The organism is Streptococcus sp. IsoGale022, assembly GCF_031142805.1.
Lineage (GTDB): Bacteria > Bacillota > Bacilli > Lactobacillales > Streptococcaceae > Streptococcus > Streptococcus sanguinis_A.
Map to the genome: position 1 here is coordinate 65246 of NZ_JAKZJI010000002.1, position 25408 is coordinate 90653.

Genomic DNA, 25408 nt, shown 5'->3' on the forward strand with positions numbered 1-25408 from the left:
GATATGAATAATAAGTTTTCTTGGCAAGGCCTAGCAAAATCTGCTTCTGCTGCCAAGTATGGAAGCGGCTTGCTGCTATGTGCTTCCCTCTTGTCCTTAGCAGCTTTGACGTGCGTGTCAAGAGTTGAAGCAGAAGATGTTGCGCCTGCCCCTGCCGCAGTAGCTGAAACGCCGACTTCTCCAGCAGCCCAAGCAAGTCCTGAGGCTGAAAATCCAGCTGTGGCTGAACCCCAAGCAGCTCCTGCAAGTCAGGCCGAATCAGCTACAACTGCTAGCGAGTTGCCAGCCAGTCAGGTCATGTCCGATGAGCAGAAGCAGCGCGCCATTGCTCAGATGGGAGCCAATCAAGGGGATGTCTGGGTTTGGTCGGAGGAAAATGTCGTTGAAGAAAATGGGGAGCGTCAAAAGCGCGGTCCTAATGGCGGCCCCGGCCAATTTAATGGCGGAGCCGTCGTGTTAGGCGGTCGTCCGACTTATGACCCCGCAGCTGATTGGTACTACCTAGCTTATAAAGGCGAAGGGATGACCGACGAAGAAGCGCAGGCTGTCTTTGACAAGGAACGCGGCAAATGGATGAATGAATTTGATCCTTGGGGCGTTGTGATGGAAATGACGGACAATAAGGCTGGCAATGCTTGGGCAGATGTTCGTAACATGCAGGCTTTCGTCCTTCGGAAGAACTCCAATGTCTGGGAGAAAATTGTAGATCACCCTCAAGGGGTTCAATGGGTTTCTCAATTCAAGGGGAATATGTCCAGCAACGTAGGAGATGCACGGCAGGAAGCCTTGGCTGGCGGGGGAACAGCTATTGAGGTATTACCTAAGCAGGATCGGGTTGCCCACTGGGGTTCTGATCAAGCCCGTGATATTCCGGATCCTCAAAGCATTCGAGCTGTTTTAGTTTCCGTAGAGGCTCGTATTTCTGAAAAATCTGACCCAGATGCCAAGCTTGGTATTCAAGTTGGCGGTGACTGGAAATTTGCTGAAGAAGTGAGTAAGCCGCTCTGGTATCCAGGAGCTGGTCTGGCTGGTATTCAGCGACTGACCAAGGATTGGGCTCGTTACTATTTTGTCAGCCTCACTGGTATTCAAGATGCAGTTGAAGAAAGGGCCATTTCACAAGATGAGTTTATGAAGAGTATCGTGCCGTTGGCCGATATGGAACAAACCTCACAAAATCAAGCTCAGCAGCCAACTCCTGCGAGGCCTGATCCAAAGGGTAGCCAAACGGAAAATCTGACCTATAAAGCAAGCGGCCAGACTGATTCTCAAGCAGTGTCTCAACAGCCAACTCTTCAACAAACTTCTTCCAAACAACTGCCTAAGACTGGCAGCCAAAGCAGTCTATTGACCAATCTGCTTGGATTCGGGCTCTTAGGACTGGGTGCTGGCTTCCTTGGCTTGAAGAAAAAATCTTAGGTTTTACAAGCTAGAGGAAAAATAATCTACAAAAAAGCAACAGCAGATTCTAGCTGTTGCTTTGTGTTTGGTTTAGGTTTTGCACGACAGTCTGTTCAAAATTAGGTACTTGCGCAACCTGCTCGGCAATCGGACTGCAGACAGGGGCTTGGTATTTTTTAGTAAAGCGGCATCTTGGGAAATTGGAGCAGCCCCAAAATTGCTGGCCAGCCTTAGAACCTTTGGATGCTGTACGGAGCACCAATCCATGCTGGCAGCGAGGGCAGATCTTTTCTGCTTCTCTACGCTGTTTATTCTGAGTAATGCTGTTAATATGGCGCTCTTTGATGACCTGCTTTCGCTTGGTCAAAGGCAGGAGCATACGATAAAGGTCGTCAATCTGCTCAGGCGACAGGTAGACTTGACTTTGGCAGGCCTGCCAGTCAATTGTCCCAATCACTTGCCAGATCTGAATAACTTTATGCTTATCACTGTTTAGATGGATTTCCTTAAGCTGACAGTCATTGCCGAAGACGATATAGGAGTATAGATTGGGTGTGTACTTGTTGAGATAATAGCTGAGCCATTTGAGATGAACTTTATTTTGAATAACGGGATTGAAAAAAGAATGTTTGTAAGATTTTCCGCGTCCACCGGAAAGAACCTGAGTCCAGTATTGCTGGTTTTCTGAGCCGAAGATCCAGCCCTTGTAGTTTTTTGACTCAAAAATGTAAATTCCAGATGGATGAATCAGCAGGGCATCAATCTCAGTAGTAGTGCCATCTTCTTTGAAGATGTAGAGATTGTACAAAATCTTTTTGTAGCCATAGAGCTGGTTCAAGACCTGACCAAGCTGGTACTCTCCCTGTTTTCCCTTGTTGTATTTGAGTTCCCAAGGGGCAGTCTGGGTTTGCTGGAAATAGTCAGGCTCTGGACTTTGGCTGGATGACCAATCCGAGTCCGTGTTTTCTCGGTCTTCAAGTAGCTTATAACTGATAAAAAAGACGATGCCAAAGACAGCCACAAATGCGACGAAAAAGAATCCAAACATTTCCTAATCTCCCTTAAAATCCCTAATTCGAGTATAGCACAAAATAAAGAACGAAAGATTTTTATAAGTGTAAAAACACAGCAATTGAACAACTAACAAAAATGTGTCTAAAAAACGGAAACTATCCTTTAAAAACTTATTTTCTAAAAATACCTCACAAACCTAAAAAATCATGTATAATAAAAAGACAGGAAAAGAATAGGAGTTATTATGCCTCAGGAATTAATCAGTGTTATCATCCCTGTTTACAATGTTGAGCAGTATTTAGCAGAATGTGTGAACAGCGTCTGTCGTCAGACCTATCAAAATCTGGAAATTATTCTAGTCAATGATGGTTCAACAGATGCTTCTGGCCAGGTTTGCCAAGAGCTGGCTGACCAGGATGTGAGGATTCGTCTCATTCATCAGGACAATCAAGGCTTGTCCGGTGCCCGCAACACAGGGATTGAGCACTCTAGTGCAGACTATTTGATTTTTGTTGATTCAGATGACTGGCTGCCTGAGCAGCATGTTGCCCGTCTTTATGAAAAGCTGAAAGAGTATGATGCGGACATTGCCATTGGTCACCACTGTAGTTTCCGTGCTGAGGATTCAGCCTTCCTCTACTATTCGACAGAGCATTTTGAAACCCTCTATACGCGAGAAGAGATAATCGAGGAGTACCCTAAACGACGCATGGTAGACGGTGTCTTTCTCTGTGCCTGGGCCAAGCTCTATAAGCGTAAGCTCTTTGATACAGTGCGCTATCCAGTCGGCCGAGTGGCCGAAGATGCCTTCACGACTTATAAGCTGTACCTTCAGTCAGAAAAGATCATCTATCTCAATGAACCGCTCTATTACTATCGCTTGCGGCCAAATAGCATCTCCATGACTTGGAATGAGCAGTGGTTTCGAGACTTGATTGTAGGTTTTGAGGAGCAGCTAGCCATTCTAGGTAAGCTGGGCTATGACCTGAGCTTCTACTACAAGTACTACACCTTCCTGCTCCAGTATTGTCGCGACAGCGCTGCAGCCGTCGGTATGCAGTCCAGTCTGGTCTATCAGGAAATTGAAAGCAAACTCAAACTATTTGGAGAATAAATAAAACAAGCTACCTTTCAACCATAGGGCTGAAAGCGTGGCTTGTTTTTTAGTGTTTTAAAAATTGAAGACTAAAAATAACAATTAATGTCATGCTTCAAAAAGACATCTTGGTATTCAAATAAGTCTTCAGGGTGCAAGGCCTTGACATCCTCCATGGCATACTTTCGGTCGAGTAATTTGTATTTGTTTTCGCCAAATTGATGGAAAGGCAGCAGCTGGACTTGATCGATGGATAGCTCATTAAACAGGGTCGCAAACTGCTCTGCATCTTCTAAAGAGTCGTTAAAATCTGGAATGACAGGAATGCGCAGAACAATCGTCTTTTGATGAGTAAAAGCGTAGTGGATATTCTGAACAATCAATTCGTTTTTTACTCCAGTCACCTTGCGGTGGTTGACAGAGTTATAATGCTTCAGGTCTGTATAGATAAAATCAACGTATTGGATGAGATCCACGAATTTTTCGTGTTCTACAAAGGCAGTTGTTTCGATAGCGGTATGAATCCCTTTGTCCTTAGCGGCTTTGAGAATGGCCTTGGCAAATTCAAACTGAGCGAAAATCTCTCCGCCAGATAAGGTTAGGCCACCGCCAGATTCTTCATAAAAATCTCTGTCCTTTAGGACTTCGTCGATAATCTCCTCAACGCTTCTTTCTTCCCCCATAGTGATGCTTTTTTTGGTAGTAGCATCCAGCATAGGCTCGGGTCTGTGTTGCTGTGATTCTGGATTAGAGCACCAAGGGCAGCGTAGAGGACAGCCCTTGAGGAAAACCGTTGTACGAATCCCTGGTCCATCATGAATACTGAAATGTTGGATGTTGAAAATAATTCCTTTTGTTGTTTCCATACTCAGGCCTCCTTTGGATACAATCATTATAACTTATTTTAGAAAGAAAAACAATTACGAATGAAAGTTATTTTTATTTTATTTTTAAGGCGTCTTTTGTTACAATAATAGCAGAGGTGATAGAATGGAACGTTTAGATGAAATTGTTAAATTAGTATCTGAATTTGAACGAATCGATGTCAATACTTTATCTGACCGCTTAAAAGTGTCCAAAGTAACGATTCGCAAGGACTTGGATAAGCTGGAAACCAAAGGTCTGCTGCGCAGAGAGCATGGCTATGCTGTTTTAAATAGCGGCGATGATCTGAATGTCAGACTTTCCTTTCATTATGATACCAAACGACGGATTGCCCAGAAAGCAGCAAAAATCGTTCAGGATAATGAAACCATTATGATTGAATCTGGTTCGACCTGTGCCTTGTTAGCTGAGGAAATCTGCCGAACGAAGAACAATGTCAAGATTATTACCAATTCTTATTTTATTGCGGATTATATAAAGCAAGCTGATTCTTGTAAAATTATTTTGCTGGGTGGAGAATTTCAGAAAGATTCGCAGGTGACAGTAGGGCCTCTTCTCAAGGAAATGATTCGCTTTTTCCACGTAGAACATGCTTTTGTCGGAACAGATGGCTATGATGAAAATCTAGGCTTTACAGGCAAGGACCTGATGCGGAGTGAGGTTGTACAGTATATGTCAGAGGCATCTGACCAGATGATTGTTTTGACGGATTCAAGCAAGTTCACCAAAAAAGGTACGGTTAAGAGATTCGGCTTCAAGCAGATTGCCCAAGTGGTGACTGACAAGGCGATTCCTAAAGAGGCTGTTGAGCGCTTGAAAGCTGCGGATATCAAGCTGACTCTAATCTAGCAGAGAGAAGGAGATAAGATGAAAAATGAAAGAAAAAAACTATTGGCAAAAATTGCTTATCTCTACTATATAGAAGAAAAAAGCCAGTCTGACATTGCGGCTGAGACAGGGATTTATCGCACCACCATCAGCCGAATGCTGGCAGAAGCTAAAAAAGAGGGCATTGTAAAGATTGAGATTGAAGACTTTGATACTCGCTTGTTCCACTTGGAAAACTATGTAAAAGAAAAATACGGGCTCAAGGGAATCGAGATTGTCAGTAATTTAGTGGATGAATCTCCAGCAGATCTGGAAGAGAGATTGGCGCAAGCTGCTGCGGGTATGCTGCGCGGCCTGATTAAAGACAATGATAAAGTGGGCTTTTCTTGGGGAAAGAGCTTGAGTCTTTTGGTAGAGCACTCCAGCAGCAAGCATTTGACAAATGTCCATTTCTTTCCTTTGGCGGGTGGCCCCAGTCATATCCATGCACGCTACCATGTGAACACCCTCATCTATAGCATGGCTGGGAAATACCATGGGGACTGCCGTTTTATAAATTCCACGATTATTCAGGAAGATGAGCAGCTGACAAATGGAATTTTAGCTTCTAAATATTTTGAAGAGCTAAAAAGCAGCTGGCAGGAGCTGGATGTGGCTGTGGTTGGTATTGGCGGGCAGGTTGACACGAGAAATCGTCAATGGCTGGACATGCTGACCTTAGAGGATTTTCTTGCACTAGAGAGCCATGCTGCTGTCGGAGAAATCTGCTGTCGCTTCTTTAATAAAAAAGGGGACATGGTCTACCAGCATTTGCAAAATCGAACGATTGCCATCTCTTTGGAAAATTTGAAAAAAGTGCCGCTTAGTCTAGCCTTTGCTTATGGCAGTCAAAAGTCTGCTGCTATATTAGCTGTGTTGCGAGCTGGATATGTCAATCACTTGGTCACAGATGAAGCGACTATTTTGAAAATGTTAGACTTGGACGGAGATAGGAGTTTCTTCACTTCTTGATGACAGTAGAATCTCAGGTGAAATAAGACTTCCAAGACGGGATTCAGGGATCCTATTTTTTATAGTAAACTAGCACTTATATATGGAGGTGGATTGTTGATTTGAAAAAGCTTATGAAACAAAAATTGACTAGTTTAGCCACAGGAGAGCTAGTCGCTGTGCTAGTATTTTGGATGAATTTTTTCCTGCTCAAAAAATGGATTCTTACTACTGGAGCTTTGATTTCTATTTCTTTCTCCTTGTTTGTACTTAGTTTTATTCTGATACAGGGCTCTGTTTTCTGGTGGATTTTGATAAAAAGGATTTCCAATCCAGGATTTGCGGAAAGATATACAGGCAAAATTTACAAGATACTAAAGCTCTTAGACCTTATTTTACTGGGTGTGGGAGCCCTGATAATTATTTTAAATTACAGTGAATTTTCCACAGGTATAATCTCTTTAGCAATTTGGTTTTTTGCTGTCATCGAGTGGATTAATTATTTTAAATTGCAATTATCCTACAGTCTGAATCCTGCTGTTTTATTGAAATGCATCCTCCAGAGGAAATTGCGGAAAAGTAAAATAGCAAAGGAAATTGAGAAGGCCGTATAAAAAGATAAGTTTCCGTTTCTTAAAATAGCATATATGAGGAAGTAGAAGCAAATAGCTGCTGCTTCTTTTTTGTGCCGAATCTGCTGATCGTTCTTATCTAATAGAGTGCCTTTGATTCGCAGATAAATACAGCTGTACAGAATTGTCCTTTATGGGGGGTATTTTTGCACAAATGTGCGAAAAAATTTAAATAAGCTAATTTGTTCTATAATATATTGACGGACTGAGATAAAGGTGATACATTTTAGTTACAAACAAAAATAAATCACTTTCAAACAAAAGAACAAGTTTTTGTTAATCATAAAGATAGGAGCGGTTGTAACATATGGAAATGATTGTAGCAGATCAAATTATCATGGGCCTTATCTTAGACGCTGGTGATGCCAAGCAGCATATTTATCAAGCTTTATCACTAGCTAAAGATGGTAAGTTTTCAGAATGCGATGAGCAGATTGAGCTGGCAGATAAGGCGCTGTTAGAGGCCCATAACTTGCAGACCAAGTTCCTAGCTCAGGAAGCTGGAGGAACGAAGACAGAGATTACAGCGCTGTTTGTTCATTCTCAAGATCATTTGATGACTAGCATTACAGAGATTAACCTCATCAAAGAAATCATCGACTTGAGAAGAGAATTACAAGGGAAAAAATGAATCATCAGGAGGATGAAAAGATGGTTAAGATTGGTTTGTTCTGCGCGGCAGGTTTTTCAACAGGAATGTTGGTCAATAACATGAAGATAGCTGCAGCTGAAAAAGGGGTAGAAGCTGAGATTGAAGCCTACTCTCAGGCTAAGCTGGCTGATTATGCAGCGGATCTGGATGTCGCTTTATTGGGCCCGCAGGTAGCCTATACACTAGACAAATCTACAGCTATTTGCGACAGCTGCCATACTCCGATTGCAGTTATTCCGATGGCTGATTACGGTATGCTAGATGGTAAAAAAGTGCTAAACCTCGCTTTGAGTTTGTTGGATAAACATTAAAATCAAGGAGCTTCGTTATGTCTAAAGTGGATACTCAAAAAATCATTGCGCCGATTATGAAGTTTGTCAATATGCGCGGGATTATCGCCTTAAAAGACGGTATGTTGGCAATTTTGCCTCTTACAGTTGTGGGAAGTCTATTCTTGATTGTAGGGCAATTACCATTTGAAGGTCTAAATCAAGCCATTGCTGGTGTGTTTGGGGCAGACTGGACAGAACCGTTTATGCAGGTTTATTCAGGAACCTTTGCCATTATGGGGCTGATTTCTTGTTTTTCAATCGGCTATTCTTATGCTAAGAACAGCGGTGTAGAGCCTCTGCCGGCAGGGGTGTTGTCTCTTTCTTCCTTCTTTATCCTTTTGAAATCCTCCTACATACCAGAAAAGGGTGAAGCGATTGGAGATGCGATTGCCAAGGTCTGGTTTGGTGGTCAAGGAATCATTGGGGCCATTCTTATTGGTTTGGCAGTTGGCAGTATCTATACGATTTTCATTCAAAAGCATATTGTCATCAAAATGCCAGAGCAGGTTCCGCAAGCAATTGCCAAGCAGTTTGAAGCCATGATTCCAGCTTTCGTTATTTTCTTGCTGTCGATGCTTGTTTATATTATTGCCAAGATAGCGACTGGTGGCGGTACCTTTATTGAGATGATTTACGATGTCATTCAGGTGCCTCTGCAAGGTCTGACGGGCTCTCTGTATGGAGCTATCGGTATTGCTTTCTTCATTTCTTTCCTGTGGTGGTTCGGCGTCCACGGCCAGTCCGTTGTCAATGGTGTCGTAACAGCCTTGCTGTTGTCAAATCTAGATGCTAATAAGGCCCTGCTTGCTGCAGATAAGCTGTCTGTCAGTCAAGGCGCTCATATTGTGACTCAGCAATTTTTGGATAGTTTTCTTATCTTGTCTGGCTCCGGAATCACTTTCGGAGTGGTCGTGGCCATGCTCTTTGCTGCCAAGTCCAAGCAGTATAAGGCTCTGGGGAAAGTTGCAGCTTTCCCGGCAATCTTTAATGTCAATGAGCCAGTTGTCTTTGGTTTTCCGATTGTGATGAATCCGGTCATGTTCCTGCCCTTCGTTTTGGTACCGGTTCTAGCTGCTTTGATTGTCTACATGGCGATTGCAGTCGGCTTTATGCAGCCATTCGCAGGTGTGACTTTGCCTTGGAGTACACCGGCTATCATTTCTGGCTTTATGGTCGCTGGCTGGCAAGGGGCAGTCATTCAAATTGTGATCCTAGCCATGTCTGCCTTTGTCTATTTCCCATTTGTGAAGTTTCAGGATAAGATTGCCTATAATAACGAATTGGAAAATGAAGAATAATTTGACTTTGATGAATAAAAACACAAAAGTTTCTTGGCTCAGATGGCACAAATGTGCAAAAAATCTTTAATTCTGTAATCGCTTATAAATGATTGAATTCTAAGATTTTGCATGTTACAATAGTTACGAAAGAAATAAATTAATTTTCATAAGAAAGGTCGTGGCCAAATGATCCAAGTAAAAGAAGTAGAAAGAACAACAATAAAAACAGACTATTTTGGCAGTTTAACAGAGCGGATGAATAAATATCGGGAAGATGTTTTAAATAAAAAGCCCTATATTGACGCAGAGCGTGCTGTCCTAGCTACTAAGGCCTATGATAAGCATAAGGAAAAACCAAATGTGTTGAAACGTGCTTACATGCTCAAAGAGATTTTGGAAAATATGACGCTTTATATCGAAGATGAAACGATGATTGTCGGTAATCAGGCTTCATCTAATAAAGATGCGCCTATCTTCCCAGAGTATACTTTAGAGTTTGTACTCAATGAACTAGATCTTTTTGAGAAGCGGGACGGAGACGTCTTCTACATCACAGAGGAAACCAAAGAGCAGCTCCGTAGTATTGCTCCTTTCTGGGAAAACAATAACCTCCGTGCTCGAGCAGGGGCTCTACTTCCAGAAGAAGTTCAGGTTTATATGGAAACTGGCTTCTTTGGTATGGAAGGAAAGATGAACTCTGGGGACGCCCACTTGGCGGTCAACTATCAAAAACTCTTGGCCTATGGGCTGAAAGGTTTTGAAGAAAAAGCTCGCGCAGCTAAGGAAGCTTTGGATTTGACCGATCCGGCTAGTATTGACAAATACCACTTCTATGATTCCATTTTCATCGTAGTAGATGCTGTGAAAGCTTATGCGGAGCGTTTTGTAGCCTTGGCCAATCAGCTGGCTGAAAAAGCAGAGCCTAGGCGCCGTCAGGAGCTCTTAGAAATCGCTAGAATCTGTTCTAAAGTGCCGTACGAGCCAGCATCAACCTTTGCTGAAGCTGTTCAGTCTGTTTGGTTTATCCAGTGTATCCTTCAGATTGAGTCCAACGGACACTCACTCTCTTATGGACGCTTTGACCAGTACATGTATCCTTATGTCAAGGCAGATTTGGAAGCTGGACGTGAGACTGAGGCTAGCATTGTAGAACGCTTAACCAATCTCTGGATTAAGACGATTACCATTAATAAAGTCCGCAGTCAGGCTCATACTTTCTCATCTGCGGGCAGTCCGCTTTATCAAAATGTGACAATCGGTGGCCAAACGAGAGATAAGAGAGATGCAGTCAACCCACTTTCCTACCTTGTGTTGAAATCTGTAGCTCAAACTCATCTTCCTCAGCCGAATCTGACTGTTCGCTATCATGCAGGCCTAGATGCTTGCTTTATGAATGAGTGTATTGAAGTCATGAAGCTCGGTTTCGGTATGCCGGCCTTCAATAATGATGAAATCATCATCCCATCCTTTATTGCTAAAGGCGTTTTGGAAGAAGATGCATATGACTACAGTGCTATCGGCTGTGTGGAAACTGCTGTGCCTGGTAAATGGGGCTACCGTTGTACAGGCATGAGCTACATGAACTTCCCTAAGGTACTCCTGATCACTATGAACGATGGGATTGATCCAGTATCTGGCAAGCGCTTTGCGCCAAGCTTCGGTCACTTTAAAGATATGAAGAGCTTTGCAGAGCTGCAAACGGCTTGGGACAAGACCTTGCGCCACTTGACCCGCATGAGTGTCATCGTGGAAAATTCTATTGACCTGTCTCTCGAAAGAGAAGTGCCGGATATCCTCTGCTCAGCTTTGACAGATGACTGTATCGGACGCGGTAAGCATTTGAAAGAGGGTGGAGCTGTCTATGACTATATTTCTGGCCTTCAAGTCGGTATTGCCAATCTATCAGACTCATTGGCGGCCGTCAAGAAGCTAGTCTTTGAAGAAGGCAGGCTGACTCCGGCAGAACTCTGGCATGCACTTGAAACGGACTATGCAGGTGAGCGTGGTAAAGAAATTCAAGAGATGCTGATTCATGATGCACCGAAATATGGTAATGATGATGATTACGCAGATAAGCTAGTGACAGATGCTTATGATATTTATGTGGATGAAATCGCTAAATATCCAAATACCCGTTATGGCCGTGGTCCAATTGGCGGTATCCGCTACTCTGGAACATCTTCTATTTCAGCTAATGTCGGTCAAGGTCGCGGTACCTTGGCGACACCAGATGGCCGCAATGCCGGAACACCACTCGCTGAAGGCTGCTCTCCGTCCCACAATATGGACAAGAACGGCCCGACCTCTGTATTAAAATCTGTTTCCAAATTGCCGACAGATGAAATCGTAGGAGGCGTTCTGCTCAATCAAAAAGTGAATCCTCAGACCCTGTCTAAGGAAGAAGATAAAGTGAAACTTATTGCCTTGCTTCGTACATTCTTTAACCGTCTGCATGGCTATCATATCCAATACAATGTCGTTTCTCGGGAAACCTTGATTGATGCTCAGAAGCATCCTGAAAAACACCGCGATTTGATTGTTCGCGTTGCAGGCTACTCTGCTTTCTTCAATGTGCTTTCCAAGGCGACGCAAGATGATATTATCGGACGTACGGAGCACACATTGTAAAAGAGGTCCAATTTATGGAATTCATGCTTGATACCTTAAATTTAGAGGAGATAAAAAAATGGTCGGAAGTCCTCCCCTTGGCGGGAGTGACTTCTAATCCGACCATCGCAAAAAAAGAAGGGAAAATAGATTTCTTCGAACGGATTCGTGCCGTTCGGGAAATCATAGGAGAAGGTCCATCTATCCATGTGCAGGTTGTTGCTAAAGATTATGAGGGCATCTTGAAGGATGTCGCTGAAATTCGAAAAAAATGCGGCGATGCTGTCTATATTAAAGTTCCGGTCACACCGGCTGGTCTGGCAGCTATCAAAACTCTCAAAGCAGAAGGTTACAAGATCACAGCGACAGCCATTTATACAACCTTTCAAGGACTATTAGCCATTGAAGCAGGGGCTGACTATCTTGCTCCTTACTATAACCGCATGGAAAATCTCAATATTGATTCAGATGCTGTGATTAGCCAGCTAGCTCAGGCAATTGAGCGGGATCATTCCGCCAGCAAAATATTGGCAGCTTCCTTTAAGAATGTTGACCAAATCAATCGTGCTTTTGCTGATGAGGCCCAAGCCATTACAGCAGGACCAGATATCTTTGCAGCAGCTTTTGCCATGCCGTCTATCGCTAAGGCAGTAGATGACTTTGCCGCTGACTGGTCAGCAATTCACAATCAGGAATACATTTAAAAGGCAGGTATAATGCTCTATCTATAAAAAGGAAAGAGGTGCTCTATGAAAATTTTTGCAAGTCCGTCTCGTTACATTCAAGGAGAGAATGCTCTGTTTGAAAATGCAAAACAGATTCTTCAGTTAGGCAACCATCCAGTCTTGCTTTGTGATGATGTGGTTTACCAGATTGTTGGGGAAAAATTCAATGACTACCTTACCCGTTATGGCTTTCATGTGCTGCATGTCGCTTTTAACGGAGAAGCTTCTGATGCTGAAATAGATCGGGTCGTTGCTTTGGCTGAAAAAGACGGAGCAGACTTGGTTATTGGTCTAGGCGGTGGAAAAACGATTGACAGTGCGAAGGCGATTGCAGACATACTAGGTCGTCCCGTGGTCATTGCGCCAACCATTGCCTCTACAGATGCCCCAACCTCAGCACTTTCTGTTATCTATACAGAAGATGGAGCCTTTGAAAAATACATTTTCTATAGTAAAAATCCTGAACTCGTCTTGGTGGATACGAAAGTAATTGCTGGAGCGCCAAAACGGCTTCTGGCTTCTGGGATTGCAGATGGTTTAGCGACTTGGGTAGAGGCGCGTGCTGTCCAGCAGAAAAATGGGACTACCATGTTGGGACAAAGACAGAGTCTGGCTGGTGTAGCAATTGCGAAGAAGTGTGAAGAAACACTGTTTGCAGATAGCCTGCAGGCTATCGCAGCTTGTGAAGCAAAAGTTGTAACTCCAGCTCTGGAAAATATCATTGAAGCCAATACCCTTCTCAGTGGCGTTGGCTTTGAGAGCGGAGGTTTAGCAGCAGCCCATGCTATCCACAACGGCTTTACAGCTCTCACAGGCGATATTCATCACCTGACCCACGGTGAAAAAGTTGCCTATGGAACCTTGACCCAGCTCTTCTTAGAAAACAGACCTAAAGAAGAATTGGAAAAATATATTCGCTTCTATCAAAAGATTGGTATGCCGACAACTCTGAAAGAAATGCATTTAGAAAATGCTAGCTATGAAGATTTGCTCAAAGTTGGTCAGCAAGCGATGATTGAGGGCGAAACCATTCATCAGATGCCATTTGAGATTTCAGCTTCTGACATTGCAGGTGCCATCCTAGCAGTCGACCAATATGTCAGAGATTTGGATAAATAAAAGCAAAATATAAAACAAGCCACCTTTCAACCGTAGGGCTGACAATGTGGCTTGTTTTTTGGTGGAGAGCTCCCTTGTCTGATGTGTCTGGCAGTCATGAAATTCCGTCTTTCAAAATCCCTTGAAAATGGTATAATAGAAACAGTACAAAAAATGGAGAAAAGAATGGCTTATTATAATCACAAAGAAATCGAGCCCAAGTGGCAGAAATATTGGGCGGAGCACCATACATTTAAGACAGGTACGAATAAGGACAAGCCTAACTTTTATGCGCTGGACATGTTTCCTTACCCATCAGGAGCTGGGCTCCATGTAGGGCATCCGGAGGGCTACACGGCGACAGATATCCTCAGCCGCTACAAGCGGGCTCAGGGCTATAACGTTCTTCATCCTATGGGCTGGGATGCTTTTGGTCTGCCGGCTGAGCAATACGCCATGGATACAGGCAATGACCCAGCTGACTTTACAGCGGAAAACATTGCCAACTTTAAGCGTCAAATCAATGCTCTGGGCTTCTCCTATGACTGGGACCGGGAGGTCAATACAACTGACCCCAACTACTACAAATGGACCCAGTGGATTTTTACTAGGCTCTACGAAAAAGGCCTGGCTTATGAAGCTGAAGTGCCAGTAAACTGGGTGGAAGAGTTGGGAACGGCTATTGCCAATGAGGAAGTTCTGCCAGACGGTACATCTGAGCGCGGTGGCTATCCGGTTGTCCGCAAACCTATGCGTCAGTGGATGCTGAAAATCACAGCCTATGCAGAACGTTTGCTCAATGACTTGGAGGAGCTGGACTGGCCAGAGTCTATCAAGGATATGCAGCGCAACTGGATTGGCAAGTCAACCGGTGCTAATGTAACCTTCAAGATTAAGGACACAGACAAGGATTTCACTGTCTTTACGACTCGTCCGGACACCCTTTTTGGTGCGACCTATGCTGTTTTGGCTCCAGAGCATGCTCTCGTCGATGTCATTACAAGTCCAGAACAAGCCCAAGCAGTTGCAGACTACAAACATGCAGCCAGTCTCAAATCCGATCTGGCTCGGACTGATTTGGCTAAGGAGAAGACTGGTGTCTGGACAGGAGCTTATGCCATCAATCCTGTCAATGGCAAGGAAATCCCCATCTGGATTGCCGACTATGTGCTTGCAAGCTACGGAACAGGGGCTATCATGGCTGTTCCTGCGCATGACGAGCGCGATTGGGAGTTTGCTAAGCAGTTTGATTTAGAGATTATTCCGGTTCTAGAGGGTGGCAATGTTGCAGAAGCTGCTTACACAGAAGACGGTCCGCATATTAACTCTGGCTTCCTAGATGGCTTGGACAAGGCTGCCGCGATTGAGAAGATGGTTGCTTGGCTGGAAGCAGAAGGTGTCGGAAATGAAAAAGTCACCTATCGCTTGCGCGACTGGCTCTTTAGCCGTCAGCGCTACTGGGGTGAGCCGATTCCCATCATTCATTGGGAAGACGGGACTTCAACAGCAGTTCCTGAAAATGAATTGCCGCTAGTCTTGCCTGTAACCAAGGATATCCGTCCTTCTGGTACCGGTGAAAGCCCTCTGGCTAATCTGACTGACTGGCTGGAAGTGACTCGGGAAGATGGTGTCAAAGGACGCCGCGAAACCAACACCATGCCTCAATGGGCAGGTTCCAGCTGGTATTACCTGCGTTACATTGATCCGCACAACAATGAGAAATTAGCAGATGAAGATTTGCTCAAGGCTTGGCTGCCAGTTGACATTTATATCGGTGGCGCAGAGCACGCTGTGCTCCACCTCCTCTACGCTCGCTTCTGGCACAAATTTCTCTATGATATCGGAGTGGTTCCGACCAAAGAACCTTTCCAAAAACTCTTTAACCAAGGGATGATTCTGGGGACTAGCTACCGTGATAGCCGCGGTGCTCTAGTGGCGACAGACAAGGTGGAAAAACGCGATGGTTCTTTCTTCAACATCGAAACGGGAGAAGAACTGGAGCAGGCGCCTGCTAAGATGTCTAAGTCTCTGAAGAATGTGGTCAACCCAGATGATGTAGTGAAGCAATATGGTGCTGATACACTGCGTGTCTATGAAATGTTCATGGGGCCGCTGGATGCTTCTATCGCTTGGAGCGAGGAAGGTCTGGAAGGCAGCCGCAAGTTCCTGGATCGGGTCTATCGTCTCCTTAACTCTAAGGAGCTGGTCTCTGAAAATAGCGGAGCTTTGGACAAGGTCTACCATGAAACAGTCAAGTCTGTCACAGAGCAGATTGAGGAGCTCAAGTTTAACACAGCCATTGCCCAGCTCATGATCTTTGTTAATGCAGCCAACAAGGAAGAAAAACTCTATGTCGAATATGCTAAAGGTTTCATTCAATTGCTTGCGCCTTTCGCACCGCACTTGGCTGAAGAACTCTGGCAGGCAGTAGCTCAAACTGACAAGAGCATTTCCTACGTAGCTTGGCCAACTTGTGACGAAAGCAAGCTGGTTGAGGCAGAGGTCGAAATTGTAGTTCAAATCAAGGGTAAAGTCCGTGCTAAGCTAATCGTAGCTAAGGACCTGAGCCGGGAGGAATTGCAGGAAATCGCTCTGGCAGATGAGAAAATCAAGTCAGAAATTGTCGGCAAAGAAGTTGTTAAAGTGATTAGCGTTCCAAATAAACTAGTTAATATTGTGGTTAAATAATTACTTTTTATAGTATGCTTATAAAGGAGGAGTCGTGAAAAGGTCTCCTCTTTTTTCAATAGAAATCTTGTCTTAAATAGTAGAACTTTTCTCATTTTTCGATTTTCTCTTGTATTACTTCTAGATTTTATTTATAATCATTATAAATAAAAGAGAAGAGAAAATTTAAATCGTGGAAGAACATAAAATTGATACGAACTTTAGTGGTCAGCTGAATATCTTGCGGGCAGGGGTTTTAGGAGCCAATGATGGTATTATTTCCATAGCAGGTGTGGTTATTGGGGTGGCTAGTGCGACGGACGATGTCTGGATTATATTTCTATCTGGTTTGGCGGCAGTCTTTGCGGGCGCCTTTTCTATGGCTGGTGGAGAGTATGTATCAGTTTCTACTCAAAAGGATACAGAGGAAGCTGCTGTTGCCAGAGAGCGGGAGCTTTTAGAGAAAAATCCAGATATTGCTAGGCAGTCTCTCTATGCTGCCTATGTTCAAAATGGCGAGTGTGAGACTTCTGCCCAGCTCATGACCAATCGGGCTTTTCTCCAAGATCCGTTGGAGGCTTTGGTGCAGGAAAAATATGGAATCGAGATTGAGGAGTTCACTAATCCCTGGCATGCTGCCCTATCAAGCTTTTTAGCCTTTGCTGTTGGTGCGCTTTTCCCTATGATTACCATTATTCTGCTTCCAGCCAGCGTCCGTATCTGGGCAACCGTTCTAATCGTGGCCTTGGCCCTTTTGGGAACAGGCTATACCAGCGCTAGATTGGGCAAAGCACCACTCAAAAATGCTATGATTCGCAACCTCGTTATCGGTCTTTTAACCATGGCAGTCACTTATGCAGTAGGGCAAGTCTTTGCAATTTAGATAGTAGAAAAAGTTGAAGTCAGTAGTTTTACTGACTTTTTGCATTATCGAATCTAGAGAAAAAATCCAGCTTTAACTATTGTCTGAATGAGTTTAGCGCCCTTTTTCCTATTCTCTAATTCCAAAGTTCGCGAAAAAGAAGTGCGTGGCACTTCTTTTTTGTGAAAATTTTCCTTATATCAAGAAAACTTTTGGAAAATATGATATAATAGTTGCGTATAAAATATAAAAAGGAGTTTTTGTAACATGGCAAAACTTACTGTTAAAGACGTTGATTTGAAAGGTAAAAAAGTCCTCGTTCGTGTAGATTTTAACGTACCATTGAAAGATGGAGTAATCACTAACGATAACCGTATCACTGCAGCTCTTCCTACTATTAAATATATCATCGAACATGGTGGACGTGCTGTTCTTTTCTCTCACCTTGGACGTGTCAAAGAAGAAGCAGATAAAGAAGGTAAATCACTTGCACCAGTAGCTGCAGACTTGGCTGCTAAACTTGGTCAAGACGTTGTTTTCCCAGGTGTCACTCGTGGTGCTGAATTGGAAGCAGCTATCAATGCTCTTGAAGATGGACAAGTTCTTTTGGTTGAAAACACTCGTTTTGAAGATGTTGACGGCAAGAAAGAATCTAAAAACGATCCTGAACTTGGTAAATACTGGGCATCTCTTGGAGATGGTATCTTTGTAAATGATGCATTTGGTACAGCTCACCGTGCACACGCATCTAACGTTGGTATCTCAGGCAACGTAGAAAAAGCTGTTGCTGGTTTCCTTCTTGAAAACGAAATTGCCTACATCCAAGAAGCTGTTGAAACTCCAGAACGTCCATTCGTAGCTATTCTTGGTGGTTCAAAAGTATCTGACAAGATCGGTGTTATCGAAAACTTGCTTGAAAAAGCTGATAAAGTCCTTATCGGTGGTGGTATGACTTACACATTCTACAAAGCACAAGGTATCGAAATCGGTAACTCACTTGTAGAAGAAGACAAATTGGATGTTGCGAAAGCTCTTCTTGAAAAAGCAAACGGTAAATTGATCTTGCCGGTTGACTCAAAAGAAGCAAACGCATTTGCGGACTATACTGAAGTGAAAGACACTGAAGGTGAAGCAGTGGATCCAGGATTCCTTGGTTTGGATATCGGTCCAAAATCTATCGCTAAATTTGATGAAGCTTTGACTGGTGCGAAAACTGTTGTCTGGAATGGTCCTATGGGTGTGTTTGAAAACCCAGACTTCCAAGCTGGTACAATCGGTGTTATGGACGCTATCGTGAAACAACCTGGCGTAAAATCAATCATCGGTGGTGGTGACTCAGCTGCTGCAGCCATCAACCTTGGCCGTGCAGACAAGTTCTCATGGATTTCTACTGGTGGTGGTGCATCAATGGAACTCCTTGAAGGTAAAGTATTACCAGGACTTGCAGCATTGACAGAGAAATAAGCAGCAAGCTTAGAAACTTTGATTTTGTAGATAACAAGTACAAAACTGTAATAAGGAAAGACTAGTGAAAGCTGGTCTTTTTCTTGTATTCTCATTGTCCTGCTGTAGGGAAAAATCCTACAATAAAAATACGTTTTTCCTTGGATGTCTAAATCTGCATAAAGGTAAATAAAACGAGCATAAAATGCTTGCAAAACTGAGAAAAACTTGTTAGGATATAAGATATATATATTTATTCTGATGCTTAAAGAGGGTCAAAATGAGAAAGAAACTTCTGATTGGTGGTTTCCATTACTTTTTGATTTTCTGAAGGCATGAGAAAACTGCAGACTGTAAAAGTTAGCAGAGGGAGGAGAAAAATGAAGAAAAAAGAAGTTTTTGGTTTTCGGAAAAACAAGGCTGTTAAAACTTTATGCGGTGCTGTTCTAGGTGCGGCTTTTTTAACGTCAACGATGCAAGTAAGAGCAGATGAAGTGGTATCTGATACCGATAGTCCTGTCAATACTGAAATGGTGGGCACTGGAAATGCAGCGACTAATCTGCCTCAAGCTCAAGGGCCAGCCAGTCAGGCATCTAAAGAGAGTCAGGCGCGAGCAGGTCAGGCAGATGGCGGTGTGACAGTGACTGTTCCAACAGCTGGTTTAGATGAAAGCGTCAAAAAGGCTCAAGAAGCTGGGCTGACAGTGGTCAAAGACCCAGCTGTTGACAATGGAGTAGCCCAGACTGCTCAAGAAACAGCAGACAAAAAAGCGGAGATTGCAGCAGATTATCAAGCGCAGGTAACCGAGATTGATGCCAAGGTCAAGGAGTATAAAGAAAAAGTATCAGCCTACGAGGCGGAAGTAGCTCGGATTACAACAGAAAACAAAGCGACAGCGGAACAATACGCTAAAGATTTGGCTGCCCATCAGGCAGAAGTAGCTCGGATTACAGCAGAAAATGCTCAGCTGAAAGCAGATTATGAAGCTGCCCTTAGTAAATACAAAACAGATTTAGCAGCGGTTCAAAAGACGAATGCGGATAATGCGGCATCCTATCAAGCAGCTAAAGCGGCCTATGATGCAGAATTAGCTCGTGTTCAAAAACTGAATGCGGAAACAAAGGCTAATTATGATACGGCTCTGGCGGCTTATGCTAGTGAACTGGACCGTGTTCAAAAGGCGAATGCGGCAGCTAAGGCCCGGTATGAAAAAGCTTTGGCGGATACTCAAGCTGCCAATGCTAAGATTGCTGCTGATAATGAAGCTATTAAACAGAGGAATGCGGCTGCAAAAGAGGCCTACGAGGCAGCACTTGCCCAATATCAAACAGATTTAGCTACCGTCCGAAAGACCAATGCTGATAATGAAGCGGCATATCAAGCTGCTCAGGCGAATTATCAGGCAGAATTGGCCCGTATCCAAAAGGAAAATCAAGATAAAAAAGCTCAATATGAAGCAGATTTAGCAGCTTATGAAGCTAAAAAGACTCAAATTGAAGCTGAAAATGCAGCAGCTCAAAAAGAATATGAGCAAAAGCTGGCAGAGAACCAAGCTAAGAATGCCACTATAGCAGCTGAAAATGAAGAAATCAAGAAGCGTAATGCTCAAGCCCAAGCAAATTATCAAGCTCAGTTGGCCCAGTATAATGCTGATTTGGCTGTCTATAATACAAAATTAGCCAAGTATCAGCAAGATAAGGCTAAGTATGATGCTGAACAGGCCAAGATTAAGGCTGGACTGGCTATCGCAGAAGCAAAGAAGACTGAAGACGGGCATCTGAGCCGTCCAATTGCGCAAAGTCTGGTTTTCAAATCAGAACCTAATGCTGATCTGTCACTGACTACAACTGGTGAGTTTGTCAGCTATGCTGGCATGGAAGCCGCTGTGAAGAACACTGCAGAGTTTTCTAAGAAACTCTTCCAGTTGGACAACTTCAAAGTAACAGATATTCAAAATGCTAACTATCAGACCAATCAGCAGGAAAGCTTTGGTACGGTTGGCAAGTATGCAGACTATAGTTCTAACGTAACAAGTGGTAAAGGGCCGACTGAATGGTCTTCTGTTTTGCTGAGCCGCGGTCAGTCTGCAACAGCAACCTATACAAATCTTCAGGGAACTTATTATCGAGGGAAAAAAGTTTCTAAAATCGTTTATACTTATACTCTTGATCCAAGCTCCCAATTCCGCAATGATAAGGCTTGGTTAGGTATTTTTAAAGATCCAACCATGGGAGTGTTTGCTTCAGCTTATACAGGAAATTTTGAAGATGCAACCTCTCTCTTTGTGAAGACGGAATTTGTCTTTTATGATGATAAAGGCCAACCGATTAATTTTGACCAGGCCTTGATGTCCGTGGCTTCCCTCAACCGTGAAGCTAACTCTATCGAAATGGCCAAAGATTATACCGGAACTTTCAACAAGATTTCAGGTTCATCTATTGGTGAAAAGAACGGCCAAATTTATGCGACTGAGTCTGAAAACTTCAAAAAAAGGAGTTGGCGGATCTCGCTTTACCATGTATAAGAATGCTCAGCCGGACTCAGGCTGGGACACTACAGATGCTCCTAACTCATGGTATGGAGCAGGAGCGGTAGAAATTTCTGGCACAACCAACAGTATGACGATTGGAACAATTTCCTCTTCTGAAGTGTTAGGCCAGCCAGAGGCTACTGATCCACGTAGGGCTGACAAACTAGCTCCTAAGAAACCAAATATTTGGTTTGCGATTAATGGTGATGTTCGAGCGAATGATCTGCCAATCATCACAGTAGAAGAACCGGAAGCGCCAGTAGCTCCTACAGCTCCTGCAGTGCCAACTGAAGAAGCGCTTAAGCCTTTGGATCCAACTCCAACTACACCAACACCGAAGGCTCTTCCAACACCTCCGGCAGCACCGACTTATGAAAAAGATCCGACGCCACCGACGCGTACACCAGATACACAAGAGCCTAGTAAGCCTTCTGAGCCAAGCTATGAAGTAGAAAAAACTGTCCGGCCAGCAGTGGTAGAACCGACCTATGAAAAAGAGCCAACACCTCCGGCAGCACCGACTTATGAGAAGGAGCCGGAAGCGCCAACTCCTACACCAGATACACCGGAGCCTAATAAGCCGGTAGAACCAACTTATAGCCCGCTGCCAACCTTACCAGCAGAACCTGTTTATCAAAAAGAGCCAGCAGCGCCCGTAGCTCCGACTGTGCATTATCATTATGCTCTTTTACAATCTCAGCCGCTGATCAATAAAGAAATTCAAAATGACCAAGGCACCAATATTGATAAGACTCTTGTAGCTAAGCAGTCTGTCGTTCAGTTTGCCTTAAAGACAGAAGCTCTTCCAGCTGGACGCAGCGAGACGACTTCTTTTGTCATTGCTGATCCGTTGCCAAGTGGTTATGAAGTTGACTTAGAAGCAACAAAAGCTGCTAGCGCAGGTTTTGACGTCAGCTATGATAGGGCTAGTCACACAGTGACATTCAAGGCAACTCCAGCAACCTTAGCTACTTATAACGCTGATACGACCAAAGAAGTTGCTACGCTCTTTCCAACTGTAGTCGGTCGAGTGCTCAATGATGGCGCGACTTATACCAATAATTTCACCATGACAGTCAATGATGCCTATGGTGTCCGCTCAAACGTAGTACGCGTGACTACGCCAGGCAAGCCTGATGATTCGGATAATCCTAGCAATAATTACATCAAGCCAACCAAGGTCAATAAAAATAAGGCAGGCTTGGTGATTGATGGTAAGGAAGTCTTGGCTGGTTCGACCAACTATTATGAGCTGACTTGGGATTTGGATCAGTATAAGGGAGATAAGTCATCTAAGAGCACGATTCAAAAAGGCTTCTACTATGTAGATGATTATCCAGAAGAGGCACTTGAGCTTCGTCCAGAATTAGTCAAGCTAGTGGATGCGGATGGCAAGGCTGTGGCAGGTGTGACAGTGACCCACTACGAGAGCCTTGAAAAAGCCCCTGCAGCAGTTCGAGAGCTCCTTCAAAAGGCCAATATCACTGTTAAAGGTTCTTTCCAACTCTTTGCAGCAGACGATGCCCAAGCCTTTTATGACCAATATGTTGTAACAGGTAAATCTTTGACCATTACAAGCCCTATGGCGGTCAAAGAAGGAATGGGCCGCACAGGCGGTAAATTCGAGAACCGGGCTTATCAAATTGACTTTGGAAATGGTTATGCGACAGACGTAGTCGTGAACAATGTTCCTAAAATCAGTCCTGAAAAAGATATTACTCTGAGTTTGGATCCGACAAGTGCAGAGAACTTGGATGGCAAGGAACTGACTTTGGGACGGCACTTTAACTACCGTCTCATCGGCGGCTTGATCCCTGCTAACCACTCTGAAGAGTTGACAGACTATAGCTTTGTGGATGATTATGATCAACGAGGCGATGAGTACACGGGTGCTTACAAAACCTTTGCCAAAGTAGACATCACGCTCAAAGATGGTAAGGTGATAAAGGCTGGTACAGATTTGACTGAGTATACAGCTGCGAATATTGATCTTGAGAAAGGGTTGATTTCTATTCGTTTCAAGGAAGAATTCTTAGAGACTATTTCTCTGGATTCAGCTTTTCAGGCTGAAACCTATCTACAGATGAAGCGGATTGCTGCGGGTACTTTTGAAAATACCTACATCAATACCGTCAATCGTGTGGTCTATGCTTCAAATACAGTTACAACAGTCACTCCTAAGTCACAGCATCTGCTTGTTTCGGATGTAAACGATCCAAGAAGAGCCGATCCAACTCCAATGGCTAAAAAGATTCCTGTTTCTCTTCTGCCAGAAACGGGAGCCAAAGATGCAGTCTATCTGCCATATCTAGGTTTAGCAGCCATTGTTGCTGCTTTAGGTCTAGGAAAATTAAAATGTAAAGAAGACTGATAATAGATGAGGCTAGGAAGTCCCTAGCCTTTTTATCTTTAAAAATACTGCAAAATCTCATGTAGCAAAAGTCTAAATCATTTGTAACATGACAAAAACATAACTCTAAAAAAACTGACATGTAAATGAGGTATGATTTTTTTATCAACAAATTATACGGAGAAAAACAGTTATGAAAAAAGCATTTGCTAAAGCAACTCTTGGTTTAACTTCTACAGCTTTTTTGGCGACAATCGGCGCTCAAGCTGTCAATGCAGATTCTTACGTTGTCCAGCAAGGGGACTCTTTTTTTGCCATTGCTAGCGCCAATGGGATGAATCCTTACGAACTTGCTGCCAATAATGGAAAATCAATTTTTGATACGATTAACCCAGGAGATGTGCTGCAAGTAAATGGTACAGCTTTGGCACAGACTTACAATCCATACAGTGCTCCTGCTTATGAAGCGACAAGCGATGCTGCTTTGGTATCTGATACTGAAGATGTTGTCTTAAATACACCAACTGACTATGGCAATTCTTACCCAATCGGTCAATGTACCTGGGGCGTAAAAGAAATGGCTCCTTGGGCGAGTAACTGGTGGGGCAATGCTAATACTTGGGCGATCAATGCTGGTGCTCAGGGTTATGCAACAGGAAATGTCCCAGTAGCAGGGGCTATTGCAGTTTGGGATGGCGGTGAATACGGACACGTTGCTTATGTGACAGATGTGCAAAGCGACAGCTCTATTCAAGTCTTGGAAGCGAACTACAATCGCCAAAAGCAGATTAACAACTATCGTGGCTACTTTAACCCGAATGAATTTATGGGTGGCGTTACCTATATCTATCCAAATTAAAGATAATAAAAACGAGGCTGGGACAGATAATGTCTCAGCTTTTAAATAGTCAATAGCTCTTGATGCGGTAGCTGATAGAGCTTTTTCTTTGTGCGGGAAAAGTCCTGAGCAGAAAGAGTTTTTTTGAGGCGAAATATGTTAAAATGAAGAGAGGGAGGATTTCCTGGAAGGAGACTAATGAGTTATTTCAATAAGTACAAGTTTGATAAATCGAAATTTCGTCTGGGCATGCGTACCTTTAAAACCGGTCTGGCTGTCTTCATCATTCTACTGCTCTTTGGGCTTTTTGGTTGGAAAGGCCTGCAAATCGGTGCTTTGACTGCAGTCTTTAGTCTTCGTGAAGATTTTGATCAGAGTGTCCACTTCGGGACATCGCGAATCTTGGGAAACAGCATCGGTGGTTTTTACGCTCTGCTATTTTTCATTGCCAATAGTGTTTTTAAGGAGCAGTATTGGGTCACCCTCCTTTTGGTGCCGGTCTGTACTATGCTGACAATTATGACCAATGTCGCCATGAACAACAAGGCTGGAGTCATTGGTGGAGTATCTGCCATGCTGATTATTACTCTGTCCATTCGGCCGGAAGATACCATCCTGTATGTCTTTGCCAGAATCTTTGAAACCTTCATGGGGGTCTTTGTCGCGATTCTGGTAAATTCTGATATAGATCGGCTGCGAGCCATCTTTGAAAAGAAAAAATAAAATCTGTGTAAGAAAATCTAACATTATTTCTTGACATAAGATTTATTTCGTCCTATAATAGTGCGTAGAGAGGAATTTGAATGAAGGAAAAAGAGTTTCGCCGAAACATGGCAGTCTTTCCCATCGGCAGTGTTATGAAACTGACGGACCTATCTGCCCGTCAGATCCGTTATTATGAAGACCAGAATCTGATTACCCCTGCTCGGAATGAGGGCAATCGTCGGATGTATTCTTTGAATGATATGGACCGCCTTTTAGAAATTAAGGATTATATTTCAGAAGGTTATAATATCGCTGCGATTAAGAGGAAATATGCTGAGCGTGAAGCCAAGTCCCGCAAGACCATTAGTGACAAAGATGTCCGCCGTGCCCTGCATCATGACATCTTGCAGCAAGGCCGTTTTGCTTCTTCTCTGCCAACCTTTGGTCAGATGCGTCGACCATAGCTATTTTG

Annotated in this window: 19 protein-coding genes and 1 pseudogene; 18 read left to right on the forward strand and 2 right to left on the reverse strand. The window is 43.6% G+C overall.

What is annotated here, in order from left to right:
- The first annotated feature begins 3 nt into the window (after nt 1-3).
- Entirely contained in the window at nt 4-1419 is a 1416-nt protein-coding gene (locus tag RG608_RS01835; RefSeq protein ID WP_308946477.1) for an LPXTG cell wall anchor domain-containing protein, read from the forward strand.
- A gap of 49 nt (nt 1420-1468) precedes the next feature.
- Here RG608_RS01835 and RG608_RS01840 read toward each other — a convergent pair whose 3' ends face one another.
- The gene (locus RG608_RS01840; RefSeq protein WP_268687013.1) at nt 1469-2449 is read right to left on the reverse strand and encodes a nuclease-related domain-containing protein; all 981 of its coding nucleotides are present in this window, start codon (nt 2447-2449) and stop codon (nt 1469-1471) included.
- 210 nt (nt 2450-2659) lie between these two features.
- Here RG608_RS01840 and RG608_RS01845 point away from each other — a divergent pair, with 210 nt between their 5' ends.
- Complete coding sequence (locus tag RG608_RS01845; RefSeq protein ID WP_268687012.1) at nt 2660-3529, forward strand: glycosyltransferase family 2 protein; 870 nt, start codon at nt 2660-2662, stop codon at nt 3527-3529.
- 71 nt (nt 3530-3600) lie between these two features.
- Here RG608_RS01845 and RG608_RS01850 read toward each other — a convergent pair whose 3' ends face one another.
- Nucleotides 3601-4377, reverse strand: a complete 777-nt coding sequence (locus RG608_RS01850) for a glycyl-radical enzyme activating protein (protein WP_268687011.1) — start codon at nt 4375-4377, stop codon at nt 3601-3603.
- 124 nt (nt 4378-4501) lie between these two features.
- Between RG608_RS01850 and RG608_RS01855 the strand changes: the two genes are divergently transcribed.
- From RG608_RS01855 to RG608_RS01930, 16 genes and pseudogenes are all read left to right on the forward strand, one after another.
- Entirely contained in the window at nt 4502-5245 is a 744-nt protein-coding gene (locus tag RG608_RS01855; protein WP_268687010.1) for a DeoR/GlpR family DNA-binding transcription regulator, read from the forward strand.
- A gap of 18 nt (nt 5246-5263) precedes the next feature.
- The gene (locus RG608_RS01860) at nt 5264-6235 is read left to right on the forward strand and encodes a sugar-binding transcriptional regulator (RefSeq protein ID WP_268687009.1); all 972 of its coding nucleotides are present in this window, start codon (nt 5264-5266) and stop codon (nt 6233-6235) included.
- A gap of 101 nt (nt 6236-6336) precedes the next feature.
- Nucleotides 6337-6828, forward strand: coding sequence for a hypothetical protein (locus RG608_RS01865; protein ID WP_268687008.1), 492 nt, complete (start codon nt 6337-6339; stop codon nt 6826-6828).
- A gap of 325 nt (nt 6829-7153) precedes the next feature.
- On the forward strand, nt 7154-7477 hold the full coding sequence (locus RG608_RS01870; protein ID WP_002907360.1) for a PTS lactose/cellobiose transporter subunit IIA: 324 nt from the start codon (nt 7154-7156) through the stop codon (nt 7475-7477).
- 20 nt (nt 7478-7497) lie between these two features.
- Entirely contained in the window at nt 7498-7809 is a 312-nt protein-coding gene (locus RG608_RS01875; RefSeq protein WP_002929056.1) for a PTS sugar transporter subunit IIB, read from the forward strand.
- Between the two features lie 17 nt (nt 7810-7826).
- Nucleotides 7827-9128 (forward strand): PTS sugar transporter subunit IIC, encoded by a 1302-nt coding sequence (locus RG608_RS01880; RefSeq protein WP_126435945.1) that lies wholly within the window; start codon nt 7827-7829, stop codon nt 9126-9128.
- Between the two features lie 168 nt (nt 9129-9296).
- Entirely contained in the window at nt 9297-11738 is a 2442-nt protein-coding gene (locus RG608_RS01885; protein ID WP_308946478.1) for a glycyl radical protein, read from the forward strand.
- Nucleotides 11739-11752: 14 nt separating this feature from the next.
- A complete protein-coding gene (locus tag RG608_RS01890) occupies nt 11753-12421 on the forward strand; it encodes a fructose-6-phosphate aldolase (protein WP_308946479.1) in 669 nt (222 codons plus the stop codon).
- A 45-nt stretch (nt 12422-12466) separates the two neighbouring features.
- A complete protein-coding gene (locus RG608_RS01895; protein WP_268687005.1) occupies nt 12467-13561 on the forward strand; it encodes a glycerol dehydrogenase in 1095 nt (364 codons plus the stop codon).
- A 165-nt stretch (nt 13562-13726) separates the two neighbouring features.
- On the forward strand, nt 13727-16228 hold the full coding sequence (gene leuS / locus RG608_RS01900) for a leucine--tRNA ligase (RefSeq protein WP_308946480.1): 2502 nt from the start codon (nt 13727-13729) through the stop codon (nt 16226-16228).
- Nucleotides 16229-16400: 172 nt separating this feature from the next.
- Complete coding sequence (locus RG608_RS01905; protein ID WP_101771819.1) at nt 16401-17090, forward strand: VIT family protein; 690 nt, start codon at nt 16401-16403, stop codon at nt 17088-17090.
- Nucleotides 17091-17336: 246 nt separating this feature from the next.
- Entirely contained in the window at nt 17337-18533 is a 1197-nt protein-coding gene (locus RG608_RS01910; RefSeq protein ID WP_268687003.1) for a phosphoglycerate kinase, read from the forward strand.
- A gap of 314 nt (nt 18534-18847) precedes the next feature.
- A pseudogene (locus RG608_RS01915) lies at nt 18848-23414 on the forward strand (antigen I/II family LPXTG-anchored adhesin).
- Between the two features lie 172 nt (nt 23415-23586).
- Entirely contained in the window at nt 23587-24252 is a 666-nt protein-coding gene (locus RG608_RS01920; RefSeq protein ID WP_002898473.1) for a CHAP domain-containing protein, read from the forward strand.
- Between the two features lie 177 nt (nt 24253-24429).
- Nucleotides 24430-24954, forward strand: a complete 525-nt coding sequence (locus tag RG608_RS01925; protein WP_223314795.1) for an aromatic acid exporter family protein — start codon at nt 24430-24432, stop codon at nt 24952-24954.
- 80 nt (nt 24955-25034) lie between these two features.
- Entirely contained in the window at nt 25035-25400 is a 366-nt protein-coding gene (locus RG608_RS01930) for a MerR family transcriptional regulator (protein WP_002896641.1), read from the forward strand.
- Nucleotides 25401-25408 lie beyond the last annotated feature (8 nt).